At 70.8% G+C, this 13,777-nt stretch carries 15 protein-coding genes; 2 read left to right on the top strand and 13 right to left on the bottom strand.

The window, feature by feature from the left end; all coding sequences use genetic code 11:
* Positions 1–60 precede the first annotated feature (60 nt).
* On the bottom strand, positions 61–348 hold the full coding sequence (locus K6T50_RS00430) for a transcriptional regulator (protein WP_222607492.1): 288 nt from the start codon (positions 346–348) through the stop codon (positions 61–63).
* Between the two features lie 131 nt (positions 349–479).
* Here K6T50_RS00430 and K6T50_RS00425 point away from each other — a divergent pair, with 131 nt between their 5' ends.
* Complete coding sequence (locus K6T50_RS00425; RefSeq protein WP_222607491.1) at positions 480–1,451, top strand: nucleotidyltransferase family protein; 972 nt, start codon at positions 480–482, stop codon at positions 1,449–1,451.
* A 41-nt stretch (positions 1,452–1,492) separates the two neighbouring features.
* On the opposite strand, the gene K6T50_RS00420 is transcribed toward K6T50_RS00425, so the two are convergent.
* Complete coding sequence (locus K6T50_RS00420) at positions 1,493–2,254, bottom strand: diphthine--ammonia ligase (protein WP_222607490.1); 762 nt, start codon at positions 2,252–2,254, stop codon at positions 1,493–1,495.
* Between the two features lie 148 nt (positions 2,255–2,402).
* On the opposite strand from K6T50_RS00420, the gene K6T50_RS00415 reads away from it, so the two are divergent.
* On the top strand, positions 2,403–3,410 hold the full coding sequence (locus tag K6T50_RS00415; RefSeq protein ID WP_222607489.1) for a M48 family metallopeptidase: 1,008 nt from the start codon (positions 2,403–2,405) through the stop codon (positions 3,408–3,410).
* 113 nt (positions 3,411–3,523) lie between these two features.
* On the opposite strand, the gene K6T50_RS00410 is transcribed toward K6T50_RS00415, so the two are convergent.
* The 11 genes from K6T50_RS00410 to folP form a co-directional block, all read right to left on the bottom strand.
* A complete protein-coding gene (locus K6T50_RS00410) occupies positions 3,524–4,507 on the bottom strand; it encodes a phosphoadenosine phosphosulfate reductase family protein (RefSeq protein WP_222607488.1) in 984 nt (327 codons plus the stop codon).
* 153 nt (positions 4,508–4,660) lie between these two features.
* The gene (locus tag K6T50_RS00405) at positions 4,661–5,221 is read right to left on the bottom strand and encodes a DUF7110 family protein (RefSeq protein ID WP_222607487.1); all 561 of its coding nucleotides are present in this window, start codon (positions 5,219–5,221) and stop codon (positions 4,661–4,663) included.
* A 162-nt stretch (positions 5,222–5,383) separates the two neighbouring features.
* The gene (locus K6T50_RS00400) at positions 5,384–5,731 is read right to left on the bottom strand and encodes a glutaredoxin family protein (RefSeq protein WP_222607486.1); all 348 of its coding nucleotides are present in this window, start codon (positions 5,729–5,731) and stop codon (positions 5,384–5,386) included.
* A 153-nt stretch (positions 5,732–5,884) separates the two neighbouring features.
* On the bottom strand, positions 5,885–6,535 hold the full coding sequence (gene gfcR, locus K6T50_RS00395) for a transcriptional regulator GfcR (RefSeq protein WP_222607485.1): 651 nt from the start codon (positions 6,533–6,535) through the stop codon (positions 5,885–5,887).
* Positions 6,532–7,593: a glucose 1-dehydrogenase gene (locus K6T50_RS00390; protein WP_222607484.1), complete on the bottom strand. Its 1,062-nt coding sequence runs from the start codon at positions 7,591–7,593 to the stop codon at positions 6,532–6,534. The genes gfcR and K6T50_RS00390 overlap by 4 nt, the downstream gene beginning before the upstream one ends.
* A gap of 267 nt (positions 7,594–7,860) precedes the next feature.
* Positions 7,861–8,361, bottom strand: a complete 501-nt coding sequence (locus K6T50_RS00385; protein ID WP_345778649.1) for a GNAT family N-acetyltransferase — start codon at positions 8,359–8,361, stop codon at positions 7,861–7,863.
* Between the two features lie 82 nt (positions 8,362–8,443).
* Positions 8,444–9,223, bottom strand: a complete 780-nt coding sequence (gene psmA / locus K6T50_RS00380; RefSeq protein ID WP_222607483.1) for an archaeal proteasome endopeptidase complex subunit alpha — start codon at positions 9,221–9,223, stop codon at positions 8,444–8,446.
* A 6-nt stretch (positions 9,224–9,229) separates the two neighbouring features.
* Complete coding sequence (locus tag K6T50_RS00375) at positions 9,230–9,766, bottom strand: Rpp14/Pop5 family protein (protein ID WP_222607482.1); 537 nt, start codon at positions 9,764–9,766, stop codon at positions 9,230–9,232.
* A 49-nt stretch (positions 9,767–9,815) separates the two neighbouring features.
* Positions 9,816–10,478 carry a class I SAM-dependent methyltransferase gene (locus K6T50_RS00370; protein WP_222607481.1) on the bottom strand — a complete coding sequence of 221 codons (663 nt, stop codon included), beginning with the start codon at positions 10,476–10,478 and terminating at the stop codon, positions 9,816–9,818.
* Entirely contained in the window at positions 10,459–11,178 is a 720-nt protein-coding gene (locus K6T50_RS00365; protein WP_222607480.1) for an RNase P subunit p30 family protein, read from the bottom strand. Before K6T50_RS00365 ends, K6T50_RS00370 begins: the two co-directional genes overlap by 20 nt.
* On the bottom strand, positions 11,175–13,760 hold the full coding sequence (gene folP, locus K6T50_RS00360; protein ID WP_222607479.1) for a dihydropteroate synthase: 2,586 nt from the start codon (positions 13,758–13,760) through the stop codon (positions 11,175–11,177). The genes K6T50_RS00365 and folP overlap by 4 nt, the downstream gene beginning before the upstream one ends.
* Between the last annotated feature and the right edge of the window lie 17 nt (positions 13,761–13,777).

The raw sequence follows: 13,777 nt of genomic DNA, 5'->3' as shown, positions 1-13,777 counted from the left end.
CGTAGACGAGGCGACCGCGTATGCGAAGCGACTGCGTCCCGATGTCGCCGCAGGCCGGCGTCAGTCCGACTCGATCACGAACCGCGGCTCCTCGACGTTCTCTCCCTTGCACTCGGGACACCGCGACGGGGCGTTCACCGGGTCGTCGAAGTCGTCGAAGCCGCAGTCGCGACACGTCGGCGGCGCGACCAGAAACTGTTCGCTCTGGGGCAGCGACTCCGCGACGTGGTCCAGGTGGTCGTACACGACGGAACGGGGCACGTCGAACTCGGCGGCGAGCGCGCTGCCGGAACACGCCCGCTCGCGCAGCGCCTCGGCGATCCGCTCGCGGGTCGTCCGATCGGGCATACCGACCGTAGGTCGCCGCCGCGGGAATCGGTTTCGGGCGACCGCCGTCCGGGTCGGTGCCGGCGATAACCTGTCGGAAACGTGAATCGAAAGAGGAAAAACCCTTGTCGGTCGGGCGTAACCCTGAGTCCATGAAGGCAGTTGTGCTCGCTGGGGGGTACGCGACGAGGCTGTGGCCGATCACTCGCAACCGGCCGAAGATGCTGCTTCCGGTCGGCGACGGCACCGTCATCGACGAGATCTTCGGCGATCTGGAGGCGGACGACCGGATCGACGAGGTGTTCGTCTCCACGAACGAGCGCTTCGCGGGGGAGTTCGAGGCGTACCTCGCGGACTCGGAGTTCGAGAAGCCGACCGTCTCCGTCGAGGACACCAGCGCCGAGTCCGAGAAGTTCGGCGTCGTCGGGGCGCTCGCGCAGCTGATCGACCGCGAGAACGTGGACGACGACCTCGTCGTCGTCGCCGGCGACAACCTGATCTCCTTCGACGTGGGGGAGTTCGTCGACTTCTTCGCCGAGAAGGGGACGCCGGCGCTGGCGGCCTACGACGTGGGATCGCGCGAGCGTGCGAAGAGTTACGGCCTGGTCGAACTCGACGGCGACCGCGTCATCGACTTCCAGGAGAAGCCCGAGGACCCCAAGAGCACGCTCGTGTCCATCGCCTGCTACGCGTTCCCGCAGGGGACGCTCCCGGACTTCGAGGAGTACCTCTCTGACGGCAACAACCCCGACGAGCCGGGCTGGTTCATCCAGTGGCTCCAGTCGCGCCAACCCGTCCACGCGTTCACCTTCGAGGAGGCGTGGTTCGACATCGGCACTCCCGAGAGCTACCTCGATGCCGTCTCGTGGTACCTCGACGGCGAGTCGATCGTCCACCCGGACGCGACCGTCGAGAACTCCGAGATCGGCGACGACGTGTACGTCCTCGAGGGCGCGGAGATCGTCGACTCCTCGCTCGATTCGTCGGTCGTCTTCAGAAACGCGACCGTCCGAGACGCCGACGTGCGCCGCAGCATCATCGACGAGGAGACCGTCGTCGACGGGCTCGACCTGTCGGGCGCGCTCATCGGCGCGCACTCGCGGCTGACGAACGAGGAAGGCTGAGCCAACGAATCGCTCCGACTCGGTCGCCCGTTTACTCCGTTTTACTCCGCCAGCCGGGCGCCCGTCACCCGGATCCGTCCCCGAGTGCCGTCCCATTCCGTGTCGTACTCCAACTCGATCCGCCGGTCCATGTGGGGCCCGTCGACCACGAACGTCTCGAACTCCCCGCCCTCGCCGAGCAGGTGGACGCCGTACTCGTCGTTGAGCCGCTCCAGCTCCGCCAGCGCCTCGCGATCGATGGTGCGGCCGAGCCACGACTCGTCGAGCCCCGCGGCCGCGACCTGGAGGATCCGGATCTCGAAGCCGGCGTCGATCATTTCCTCGGCCAGCGTTCGGGGGTCGCGCTGCCACAGCGGCGCGAAGAGATCGATCCCGAGGCGGTCGCACATCGCCTCGATCCGGCTCGTCTGGAACTCCGACTCGACGGCGCCGGCGGTGACGCCCGCGATCGGCAGATCCGCCGCGAGGTCGGTCAGCGCCGCCTCCATCGGCTCCAGCTCGCTGTCGCCCTGGGCGCCCGAGTCGGTCGCCTCGTCGGCGCCGAAGTCGTCGGGTTCGACCTCGACCAGCGGGAGCCCGATGCTCTCGGCCGCCAGCACCGCGAGGCGCGTCTCGGGGACGTGGTACATGTACGAGTCGCCCGCGGGATGGACCGTCAGCAGTCGCTCGACGGGGAGCCCGCGCTCCAGCGCCCGGTACACCGCCCACGAGGAGTCCTTCCCGCCGGAGAACAGCCCGACGTAGGCGCCGTCGCCGTCTCCGTCGCCGCCGGCGGCCGTGTCGCCGCCCTCGTCGTCGCTCATACCGTCGATACGCGCCGACCCGGCCTTACCCGTGACGGTCGGCGGCGGCGTCCCGTCGCCCGCGCCGACATCGGTTTGGGCACCCACGGCGTAGGACCGACGACTCATGTCCTCGGCCCCGGATGCGCCCCTCGGAGTCCGGACGGCCATGGTCGTCGCGGGCGCAGCGACCATCGCGGTTTACGCCGTCGTCGCAGGCGCGCTCTGGCTGCTCGTGCGGTTCGTCTGGGCGAACCGCCCCGACCCGCTCACGCTGGCGGCGGCGTTCCTCGTGGCGACGCTCGCGTCCGGCTACCTGACCTACCGGTTCGGAACCGGCCGCACGCTCGCCGGCCTCGACGCCCGCGAGGTACCGCGCGAGCGCGCGCCGACAGTCCACCGGATCGTCGACGCGCTCGCCGGCGGGATGGATGTGGCGCGTCCGCGCGTGTTCGTCGCCCGCCTGGGCGAGCCGAACGCGCTCGCGCTCGGCGGCCCGACTCCGGCGCTCGTGATCGACTACTCGCTGTTTCGCCTGCTGTCGGCCACGGAGCTGGAGGGCGTGCTCGCCCACGAACTCGCCCACATCGAGGGTCGCGACGGCCTCGTACAGACGCTCGGCCACAGCGTCGTCCACACCGCCGTGGGACTCGTCGCGCTCGCGCTCGTGCCGGTCGCGGCCGTCGCCGGCGGGTTCGCCCGCGGGGTCGCGCTCGTCCGGGGCGCGCCGGACCGCTGGCACCGGACGCTCCCCGGCCGGCTGCACGTCGGCCTCAAACGGACGCTGACCCTGCTGTTGATCGCGTTGACGCTGCTGTTGCGCGCGTACTCCCGGCGGCGGGAGCACGCGGCCGACGACCGCGCGGTCGAGGTGACCGGACGGCCGCTCGCGCTGGCGAGCGCCCTGCGGAGGATCGACAGTGCGAGCCGGTCGCCGTTCCCGTTCGCGCCGCTGTATCGCCGCGGCCGTGACGGGGAAGAACAGCCGCTCGTCCGCCTCCTGTCGACGCATCCGCCGATGGACGAACGGATCGAACGCCTTCGACGGCGGGCCGAGCGCGAGGGGGTGCTCGGGCGATCGCCCGATCGTGGCGTCGACGGCCTCCGTCCGATCCGTCCGATCCGTCCGGACCGCGCGGGCGACGGCTGGACGCGGGTCCCGATCGAGAAGCGATAGCTCGGCGGCGAACCGATCGCTGCCTGGTGGGCGATCCGAGTCCCGGTCAGAAAGGATGGGCGGGTTGGTGACAGGCTACGCGGTCCGGTCCGACCGTCGGGTGCTTGCCGTCCTCACATGTAGCCCAGGTCGCGGAGGCGCTCCATCAGGTCCTCCTTGTCCTGGGCGCGGCCGGCGCGCTCGGTCGTGTTCTCCATGTCCTGCAGCCAGGCGGGCTCCTCGGCGGACTTGTCCGTCGAGATCTCCGAGCCCAGCGAGCGGAAGCCAGCGAAGTACTTCGGCGAGACGGGGATGTCCTCGATCTCGATGCCCTCCGGCAGGTCGTCGAACCCCTGCGGGACGTAGCCGTCCTCGGGGTAGCCCTCGACCGTCTCCGGCACGACGAAGTACCAGAAGGCGTCCCACACGTCGGCCTCCTCGAACTGCAGGATCGGCTGGATGCGGTCGTGCGGCGGGTAGATCTCCGGGTCGTGACGCGGCGAGAAGAACGTCTCGTCGGCGCGGGCCTCCTGCTCGTCCCAGCGGATGCCCGAGATGATGCCGTCGATGTCCTCGCTCTCCAGCGTGTCGTTGAGCGCGACCGTCTTCAGCAGGTGGTTGCCGACGTACGTGTCCAGCAAGAACGGGAACGTGTCCTCCTCGTACTCCAGGATGTTGCGGATGTGGTGCCGGTTGTGCTCGGAGAGCGCCTCGACGGGGATGTCGTCGCCCGGCTCGAGCCCGTTCTCGTCGACGTACTCGCCCACGTCGGTGTTGCGGGCCCACTTGACCTCGAGGTCCCACTCGGCGGCCCAGTGGCGGACGAAGTCCATCAGCTCGTCGAAGTGCTGGTAGTGGTCGATGAACACCGTCACCGGCAGCTCCAGCTCGTCGTGCTGCTCGACGACCTCCTTCACGAAGTACAGCGTCAGCGTCGAGTCCTTCCCGCCGGTCCACATCACCGCGGGGTTGTCGTACTCGCGAAGGCCGGTCTCGACGACCTCCAGCGCCTTCTCGAGCTTGTGCTCGATGCTGGGGTAGTCGCCGGGCTCCTCGCCCTCGCCGGCGGTGTAGTCCACGTCCAGATACTCCGGGAACTGCTGTTGTGAGTCGGCCATGCCTGGTAATGAGATATAATTAGACGGCTAAAGTTCTTGTGACCGTAACCGGCGGTCGCGAGGGGATCCGGAGCGACTCGCGAGCGCCGTCGGCCGTCCGGCCCTGACCGGACCGACGCGTGCGAACCGGCCCGCCCGGATGCTGCGCCCCGATCAGCTGATGAACTTGTTGTCCCGCCACTCGACGCCACCCTTCTCGGCGTCGCGGTTCGGGGTCTCGACGACCTCGACGCTGGCGGGGCGCTCCTCGCCCTCGACGATGCGGTGGGCGTGGAGCTCCTCGTCGACCTCGGTGATCGCGGTGAGCGTCCCCTTCTCCGACAGCAGCGCGATCTCGCGGAGCACGAGGAACATCTGATACTGCAGCGCGGTGTTCTGCAACACCGTCTCGCGGTCGCCCTTGAAGCAGGCGAACTCGACGAGTTCGGAGGGGATCTCCTCCTCCTCCTCCTGCATCCAGCCGCCTCCCGTCCGGGGCGGCTCCTCCTCGTACACGCGCGTCTCGGAGACGCTCGCCTTCAGCTGCGCGGTCGGGGTGTACTTGCCGATCGATTCGTCGTTCGACACCGCCTTCAGAATGAGCGTGTTGTTCCGGCGTGTGATGTCGACGTCCTCGACGCCCTCCGGGAGTTCCGGGTCGGACGCGAAGTGGTCCTGCAGGTCTTCCAGAGGCAGTTCGAGCGTCGAGTGAAGTCGGTATACGCGGCCTGACATGTGTGGGGTGGTGGGGTGGGTGGAACGAGGAAGCGCCGCGGCGTCCCGCGGTCGCCGTCCGTACGACCCTACTCGCCGGTATCTACGCACCCGATGCGTAAAACACCTGTCCCCGACCGACGCCGGCGCGTGGGCAGGGGGCTCTCACCCGTTTCGGCGCGTCTACGCGTCGCCTTCGAGGGTCTCGGCCAACTCGCCGCGCTCGTCCAGCTCCGCGAGGATGTCGCTGCCGCCGACGAACTCGCCGTCGACGTACGTCTGCGGGATGGTCTCCCAGCCGCTCTCGGCCTCCAACGCCTCGCGGAACTCCGGCAGCGCGGGGAGCACGTCGACCGTCTCGAACTCCTCGACGTGTTGTGAGATGAGCCCGAGCGCGCGCTTGGAGTAGCCGCACTGGGGCATCAGCCGGTTGCCCTTCATGAACAGCACCACGTCGTCGTTCGCGAGCGCCTCCTCGACGCGCTCGGCGGCCTCCTCGGCCGTCAGTTCGCTTTCGGGTTGAAACGCCATACGATATCGTAGGCGACTCCGGTTGATAGACGTTGTGACGGGGGTTCGCGAGCGAAACCGGCAATCCGGCGTACGCGTACCCCGAGGACCATCGGTCACCGTGGTCTTCGGTGACGAAACGCCTCGTGAGCTCCCGCGGGAGTCCGACCCGACCTAGTCGCGACCGACGCCGACGACGTTGATCAGCGAGTAGACGGGGACGCCGGAGACCTCGTCGAGCCCCTGCTTGTCGACGATCACGACGCACGCCTTGGGCTTGCCGCCCTCCGCTTGCACCGCCTCGACCGTCTCCGTGAGCGTCGTGCCGGAGGTGACGGTGTCGTCGACGACGAAGCATTCCCGGCCGCGGATCGTCGCGAAGTTGCGCGAGAAGCCGCCGCCGGTCTGGTCGAGGTCGCCCTCCTCCCACTGGTGTTTCGCCGGGGCGTACGCCGCCATGTCGGTGTCGAGTTCGCGGGCGATCGTCGTCGCCAGCGGCGTGCCCGCCTTCTCGATGCCGACGGTGAGGTCGACCTCCTCGCCCTCCTTGGCGAGCAGGTCCGCCATCGCCCGGCCGACGTGGGTGAGCCGCTTCGAGTCGCGGCCGATAGCCGACCAGTCGACGTGGATGTCCTGGGGGCCCGAGGGGCCGGTCGCGCCCGTCTCGTCGGTTCCCCCCGCGTCGCCGGGGGTCGCGCCCGAGCGATCCACGAGCCAGGAGGCGGTCTCGCGCGAGACGTTCAGCTCGTCGGCGATCTCGCCCTTCGAGAGCCCGCGTTCGGCCAGCTCCGCCGCGTCGTCGATGAGGTCGTCGACGTTCTTCATCGTGACCCGAATTCCACGGCCGTCTTGATAGTGGTGTCGTCGTCGTCGAACGCCCGCTCGAACTCGTCGAGGTCGTACACGCCGGTCACCAGGGCGTCGGTGAACCACTCCGGCAGGGCCGCGACGGACTCGACCCCCCGCTCGAAGTGGCGGACGTTCGAGTTCACCGAGCCGACCAGCGCCTTGTTGTGGAGGACCAGCTCCCGGTGGAGCGCGCCGCCGTCGACCTCGAACTTCCAGTCGCTCGGGACGCCGAGCAGCGCGCCGACGCCGTTGGGCGCCAGCGCCTCGACCGTCTCGAAGGCGTGTTTCGCGTACCCGGTCGCCTCGTACACGAAGTCCATCGGCTCGTACACGTCGGGCACCTCGTCGACGGGCGTCTTCCGGGAGTCCACGTACGTCGCGCCCAGCTCGTCGATGATGTCGATCGTCGGGTCCGGGCGGTCGCGCCGCCCCAGGCAGTAGAGGCGGTCGAACGACGCCTGTAGCATCGCCACGGTGAGCAACCCGAGGCTCCCGTTGCCGAGCACGAAGGCGGACTCGGGGTCCCACTCGAACGCCGACCGGCTCGCCCGCGCGTGTTCGATCGCCTTCTCAGTGATCGACGCCGGCTCGACGAGGAAGCCCAACTCCGCGAGTTCGGGCGGGCAGTGCACGAGGTGCTCGGCGGGGCTGGTGAAGTACTCGGACATGAACCCGTGCGCGCCGTCGATGCCGCGCTCGTGGTAGAACCCCTCGGGCGCCATGTCCGGCTCGCCGCGGGCGAAGTAGTCGTTCGAGCCGTTCGGTCGCCGTCGGACGGTCGGCACGACCACGTCGCCCGCCGAGAGCCCGGTCCCGTTCGGGTCGACGACGACGCCGACGGCCTCGTGGCCCAGGACGATGTGGTCCTCCCCCTCGGGGTAGCCGCCGTGGCTGCCGGCGATGACCTCGTGGTCAGTCCCGTCGACGCCGACGCGGAGTGTCCGGACGAGCGCCTCCCCCTCGGCCGGGTCCGGTCTCGGCTTCTCGAGTACGGACGGGGTTTCCTCCCCCCGACGAACGGCGATGGCTTTCATGCACGGTCGTACCACGCGCGCCGCCAAAAGGCTTATTCTATCATGAGTAAATTGTTGTGTCAGCGGCGGCGGCCCACGGAGCGTCTCCGGCCAGCACGCGACGCTCCACCGTCTGTCACCACAGTACTGTCACCACGTCTGGGGTCGCCGCCGCGTTCCGTGCCGATACACCCGTCCGCACCGGCGCCGTGCCGCCCGCGCGGCGTCGCGGACGAGGTGTCCGGAGACCGTACCCGCCGAGTGGTCACTCCAGTACCCGCCGAGTCGTCACTCCACCCGGCGGTACATTCCCTTCGACGCCGGCCGCGTCTCCGCGTAGCCGGCGCGCTCGTAGAAGCCGTCAACGTCCGCTATAAGGTTCACGTAGGCGCCGGAGGGCGCGTCGTCGTCGACGAACCGGTCGATCGCGTCCAGGATCCGACGTCCGAGCCCGCGGCGCTGGTGGTCCGGGTGGACCGCCATGTCGCAGACGTGGTACACCGATCCCCCGTCGCCGACGACGCGGCCCATCCCGACGACTGTGCCGTCGTCGACGCTGGTCGTCCGGTCATCGACGCCGGCCGTGTCATTGTCGACACCCGGCTTCCCGCCGCCGAGCGCGTCCGGATCGCCCTCGGTGTCGACGGCGCGGACCGCAAAGAGGCTGTTCGGCAGCCCCCGCTCGACCCCCTCGCGCGGGCGCTCGCTCATGCCTGCGAGCGCCCGCAGCCGCTGGAACTCCTCGACCGTCGGGGCGCCCGGGCGCAGATCGTACCGATCGTCGCGCATACCTGCGGGTGACGGGTGTGGATGAAAAGCGGTCCGGCGTCGCGGGGAGATCCGGGCCGTTCGCGGAAACGGTCGACGGTCCTTATTCGTCGGGAGCGTCGTCGGTGGCGTCGTCCTCAGTGCCGTCCTCGGCCAGGTAGCCGAACTCGTCGAGGTAGCCCTCGATCGAGGCGGCGTCGTGGTCCACGTACACCTCGTCGTCGACGCCGATCGTCGCGAGGCCGACGCCGTCGGGTTCGAGGCCGTCGTCGTCGTCCGACTCCGCGAGCGCGGCGAGGGCGAGCTCGATCCCCTCCTCCATCGAGAGGTCGTCGCTGTACCCCTCCTCGAGACGCTCGCGCACGTCGGCGCGGTTCGCGCCGATCGAGAGCGCCTTCCACTCGTACGGGGTGCCCGAGGGGTCGGTCTCGAACAGGCGGGGCTCGCCGTTCTCGATGCCGCCGACGATGAGCGCGACGCCGAACGGGCGCGCGCCGCCGACCTGCGTGTACTGCTGGATGTGGTCGGTGACGGTCTTCGTCAGCGTCTCGATCCCCATCTCCTCGCCGTAGCGGAGGCGGTTCACCTGCGCCTGTCGCCGGGCGAAGTCGATGAGCTGTCGGGCGTCGGCGACGTGGCCCGCGCTGGCGATGCCGACGTGGTCGTCTATCTTGTGGAGCTTCTCGACGGAGGCGGGCTCCATCAGCTCCGAGCGCGACCGCTTGTCCGCCGCAAGCACGACGCCGTCGGTCGTGCGGACCCCGACGCTCGCCGTGCCTCGTTTGACTGCCTCTCGCGCGTACTCGACCTGATAGAGGCGACCGTCCGGGGAGAAGATGGTGATCCCCCGGTCGTACGCCTGTTGTTGGGATTGTCCCTGCATCGTGTCTCAGTGATCGTCCGGGGCCGCGTCGTCGTCCGGGTCGGACAGCCCCGGTCGGGAAGTGTCTGCGTCGGTCGCGCCCACGTACCCCGACGGCGTCGTGACGTCTACCGCGCCGTCGCGGCGACGACGGCCGGGTCCGCTCGCGCCGTCGGCAGTGAGTTCGACCGTACTCTCGTCCACGAATCCGCCCGCGCCGCCTAAATAGCTTTCCTCACCGGCCCGTATCGTCCCCGAGACGCCGCGTACGCGCACGCCGACCGGGTGGCCGTCGACCGCGTCGATGCACGCCAGCGCCGCCCGTGCGCGCTCGACCTCGCCGCGGCGAGCGCGGACGATCGCCGCGCCGCGGCCCGCCTCGAACCGGAACCGGACGACCGTCAGATCGGCGTCCGCGCTCCCGGGGTCGCCCAGGAGGTTCTGGGCAGCGTACCACACCTCCCGCTGGAACGGCCCCCGCGAGAGGTCGGCGTCGGGCCACGACTCCAGCCCGACGACGAGGTAGCGCCACCGCGGCCGGAGGTGCTTGGGGAGGTGCTTCACGGGCGCTCGGGTGTGGCGGTCGACGCGAGCACGACTCGCTTCGGTTCGATCACGACTCGCGGCCGCCGGAGACGACGCGCTCGGCGGTGATCACCCCGACCTGGTCGTGGACGCGGTCCACCTGCGTCACGGCGTAGCCGGCGTCCGTGAAGTAGTCGACGAGCGTCCCGACGGTCGCGGGGTCGTCGACCTCGGGGCTGTAGAACGGTTCCTCGGGGTCGGGCTCGCCGAAGAACATCACGTCGCCGAGGACGATCCGCCGCGGCCCGACCGAGTCGCTCCGGCTGGGCGTCGTCCCGCCGTCGAGGCCCGCCCACGTCTCGATCGCCTCGCGCTTTTCCTGGTCCGCGAGGTGATGCAGCGCGAAGTTCGAGGTGACGATCTGCGCGTCGCCGTCGTACCCCGGGTCGCGGAACTCGCCGTAGCCGAACTCGACGTTCTCGGTCCCTCGCTCGGCCGCCTTCCCTCTCGCCTGTTCCAGCATCCCCTCGCTCACGTCGCGGCCGACGACCTGACCGGCCTCGTCAGCAAGCGCCAGCGCGATGGCCCCGGTTCCCGTGCCGAGATCGAGCACCGTGTCGCTCCCGGCAGGCGCCGCGCGACGGATGACCAGCCCGGCGCACGCCTCGTACTCCTCGCTGTTCTGCTCGTCGTCGTAGTCGGCGGCGGCCTCGGAGAACCGCGCCGCGTGGTCAGCGATCGTCTTCTTCACACCGGTCCACTCGGACCCCCGGGGAAATGAACTCCGCGGACAGTCGCTCGCGGTTGCGCGCCGCCAGCCGACCCCACTCCGCGAGCCCATCACGGATCCACTCCTCCTCGAACCCCAACTCGGCGCCGAGGGCGACGAGTTCCCGAGGGGACCGCATCTCGAGGTGGGAGTCGGGACGCGCGCTCACCACGTACGGCGCGTCGTAGTGGCCGACGATCTCCCGGAGCTTCCGGAGCCCCTTGAGCGCGCGAACCCGCCGTCCGCCCGACTCCCGCAGCGCCGGGCCGAGATCGAACTCCACGCGCGTGCCGTGGCTCGCCGCCGCCTTCGCGAGCACGTGGTTGAACCCGCCCTCGCCCGACAGCGGCGCCGCGAGCACGTCGACGCGGTCCTGCTCCACGGCGAAGCGGTTGAGCGCGTCCGTCCCGCCGCGCACGAGCACGAGGGGGTAGTCGGGCCGGAAGTTCCCGACCGCGCCGCTGGCGGAGGGGGGCTCGTCGGCGACGACCTCGACCGCCGGCACCACGTCCACGTCGTAGCGCTCGCGGAGCGCCTCGGCGTCGAACTCGGCCTCGCGCGTGCGGATCACGAGCCCGTCGTAGCCGTACCGTCTCGCTGTCTGTGCGAGCCGGGCGGCCGTCGCGTCGCCGTCGGGCCGGGCGTACGCGGCCTCGTACGGTCCCGGGTCAGTCGCGGTCACGCGTCCTCCCCGTCGCCGTCGCCCCCGGTTCCGTCCTCGTTGCCGGCGCCCTCCGCGTCGCCATCGCCGTTCTCCTCTCGGTCGCCGTCGCCGTCTCCCGGTCGCGGCGCGTCGAACCCCTCCGGATCGGCGGCGGCCGCGGCGACCCGGACGGCCGCGACGTTCTCGGCGGCGTCGTGCACGCGGACGATGTCGGCGCCGTTGGCCGCCGCCAGCGCCGTCGCCGCGACGGTGCCGTGGGGGGCGTCGCCGGCGGTCTCGCCGGTCAACTCGAACATGCGCTTGTGGGAGTGCCCGAACAGGACCGGACACCCGAGCGCGTCGAACTCGCCGAGGCGCCCGAGGATCGCGAAGTTCTCCCGCGGCGACTTGCCGAAGCCGATCCCGGGGTCGACGATGACGTTCTCACGGGGGATCCCCGCCTTCTCGGCGAGCAGCACGCGCTCGCCAAGCTCGGCGATGGCGTCCTCGACCACGTCGTCGTAGTCCGGGTCGCTCTCGGGGTCGACGGGCGCGTCGATGCTGTGCATCACGATCACCGGCACGTCGCGCTCGGCCGCGAGGAAGCGCATCTCGGGGTCCTCCAGGCCGGTCACGTCGTTGAGGACGTCCGCGCCGGCGTCCAGCGCCGCCTCCGCGACGGCCGCCTTCCGCGTGTCCACCGAGATCAGCGCGTCCACGTCGGCGATCGCCTCGATAACCGGCTCGATGCGCGCGATCTCCTCCTCGACGGACACCGTCTCGGCCCCGGGTCGCGTCGACTCCCCGCCCACGTCGACGATGTCGGCGCCGGCGGCGGCGAGCGCCTCCGCCCGCGCCCGCGCGTCGGCCTCGTCGAAGAACTCGCCGCCGTCGTGGAACGAGTCCGGCGTCACGTTCAACACGCCCATCACCGCGGTTCCGTCGCTCCAGGGGTAGTCGTCCGCCGGTGCCGACGCCGACGACGCCGACGCCGAGTCGGGTGCGCCCCGGAGGTCCGCCGCCACGCCGGCGAGTCCGTCGCCGAGGCCCTCCAGCGCCCCGACCAACGCGTCGAACTCCGCGCGCGATCCCGAGAGCACGACCTCCGCGAGTTCGCCGCCGCCCACGCCGCTGACGCCACAGGCGACACCCGCGCCGGCCGCCTCCCGGCGGAGCGTCGTCGCCTGCGACTCCGAGACGCGCGTCTTCACTGTCCGGTGGACGCTCTCGCGGGCGGTCGGGTCGATCTCCGGGGTCGGAACGTTCGCGTCCGCCAGTGTGTCGCGGGCGCCCGCCTCGTCGTCGAGGTCCTTCGGGACGACCTGCCGGGTCCATGTGGTGCGCGCCTCCGCGACGCAGAACAGCGACCCCGTGAGCAGCACGCAGTCGTCCGGATCGGCCGCCTCGCGTGCGGCCCCGAGCGCGTCCGCGACGGAGTCGCCGGCTGTCACCGCCGCGTCCGTCTCCCGTTCGAACACCCGCGCGAGCACCTCGGGGTCCTCCGCCCGGTCCAGCGACGGGGCGCACGTGTGCACGGTGGCCGTCGGCGGGAGCGCCGCGGCCATTTCGGCGTGGTCCTTGTCGTGCATCGCGCCGAAGACCAGGTGGAGGTCGTCGTAGTCGAGCTCAGAAAGGGTCTCCCCGAGCGTCCCGCAGGCGGCGGGGTTGTGCGCGCCGTCGAGGACGACCAGTGGCTCGGACTCCATCACCTCGAAGCGGCCGGGCCAGTGGGCGTTCCGGAGCCCGCGCGCGAGCGTCCCCCCGTCCTCGACGTCCAGCGCCCGCGCGAGCGCGGCGGCGACGCCCGCGTTCGTCGCCTGATACGCGCCGAGCAGGGGGATCCGCGTCTCGACGGCCCAGCCGTCGCCGACGAGCGCGACGCGCGACTCCTGGGGACTCACCGCGCCCTCGTACCTCGCCGTCAGGTCGGCGTCCGCGGGGTCGGGGCCGCCGGTCGGCCCCGAGACGGTGATCACGTCCGCGTCGCGGTCGCCGGCGACCTCCCGGACCGTCGCGAGCGACTCACCCTCCGTCGCCGTGACGAGGGGGCCGCCGGCGGGCGCGACCTTCGCCTTGGTGCGCGCGATCTCCTCGACCGTGTCGCCGAGGACGGCCGTGTGCTCCAGCGAGACGTTCGTCACCGCCGCGGCGACGGGGTCGACGACGCTCGTGGCGTCGTACTCCCCGCCCATCCCGACCTCCAGCACCGCCACGTCCACGTCGGCGCGGTCGAACCGCCACAGCGCCAGCGCGGTGACGACCTCGAAGAAGGTGAGCGGCTCGCCGTCGGCCGCGCGGCCGACCAGCCACGGCTTGGCCGCCTCGACGAACGCCGCGACCTCCGCCTTCGGGATCGATCGCCCGTCGACGCGGACGCGCTCGCGGACGTCCTCGAAGTGCGGGGAGGTGTAGAGGCCGACGCGGCGGCCCTCCTCGCGGAGGACGGACTCCACCATCCGGGCGACGCTCCCCTTCCCGTTCGACCCCGCGACCTGGACGAAGTCGATCCCCTCGTGGGGGTCGCCCAGATGCGCCAACAGGTCGCGCACCGACTCGGTGCCCGGCTTGACCTGAAAGCGCCGGAGGTCGAAGAGGAAGTTCGCCGCCTCGTAGTAGCGCATACCCGGACGGATTCGCG

The organism is Halobaculum magnesiiphilum (assembly GCF_019823105.1).
Lineage (GTDB): Archaea > Halobacteriota > Halobacteria > Halobacteriales > Haloferacaceae > Halobaculum > Halobaculum magnesiiphilum.
The sequence above is the reverse complement of the archived record's forward strand: the minus strand, read 5'-3'. Positions and strand labels throughout refer to the sequence as shown.

Excerpts from the sequence above, each read along its gene's own strand:
- K6T50_RS00430 (WP_222607492.1), bottom strand. The coding sequence starts at position 348 with ATGCCCGATCGGACGACCCGCGAGCGGATCGCCGAGGCGCTGCGCGAG.
- K6T50_RS00425 (WP_222607491.1), top strand. The coding sequence starts at position 480 with ATGAAGGCAGTTGTGCTCGCTGGGGGGTACGCGACGAGGCTGTGGCCG.
- K6T50_RS00420 (WP_222607490.1), bottom strand. The coding sequence starts at position 2,254 with ATGAGCGACGACGAGGGCGGCGACACGGCCGCCGGCGGCGACGGAGAC.
- K6T50_RS00415 (WP_222607489.1), top strand. The coding sequence starts at position 2,403 with ATGGTCGTCGCGGGCGCAGCGACCATCGCGGTTTACGCCGTCGTCGCA.
- K6T50_RS00410 (WP_222607488.1), bottom strand. The coding sequence starts at position 4,507 with ATGGCCGACTCACAACAGCAGTTCCCGGAGTATCTGGACGTGGACTAC.
- K6T50_RS00405 (WP_222607487.1), bottom strand. The coding sequence starts at position 5,221 with ATGTCAGGCCGCGTATACCGACTTCACTCGACGCTCGAACTGCCTCTG.
- K6T50_RS00400 (WP_222607486.1), bottom strand. The coding sequence starts at position 5,731 with ATGGCGTTTCAACCCGAAAGCGAACTGACGGCCGAGGAGGCCGCCGAG.
- gfcR (WP_222607485.1), bottom strand. The coding sequence starts at position 6,535 with ATGAAGAACGTCGACGACCTCATCGACGACGCGGCGGAGCTGGCCGAA.
- K6T50_RS00390 (WP_222607484.1), bottom strand. The coding sequence starts at position 7,593 with ATGAAAGCCATCGCCGTTCGTCGGGGGGAGGAAACCCCGTCCGTACTC.
- K6T50_RS00385 (WP_345778649.1), bottom strand. The coding sequence starts at position 8,361 with ATGCGCGACGATCGGTACGATCTGCGCCCGGGCGCCCCGACGGTCGAG.
- psmA (WP_222607483.1), bottom strand. The coding sequence starts at position 9,223 with ATGCAGGGACAATCCCAACAACAGGCGTACGACCGGGGGATCACCATC.
- folP (WP_222607479.1), bottom strand. The coding sequence starts at position 13,760 with ATGCGCTACTACGAGGCGGCGAACTTCCTCTTCGACCTCCGGCGCTTT.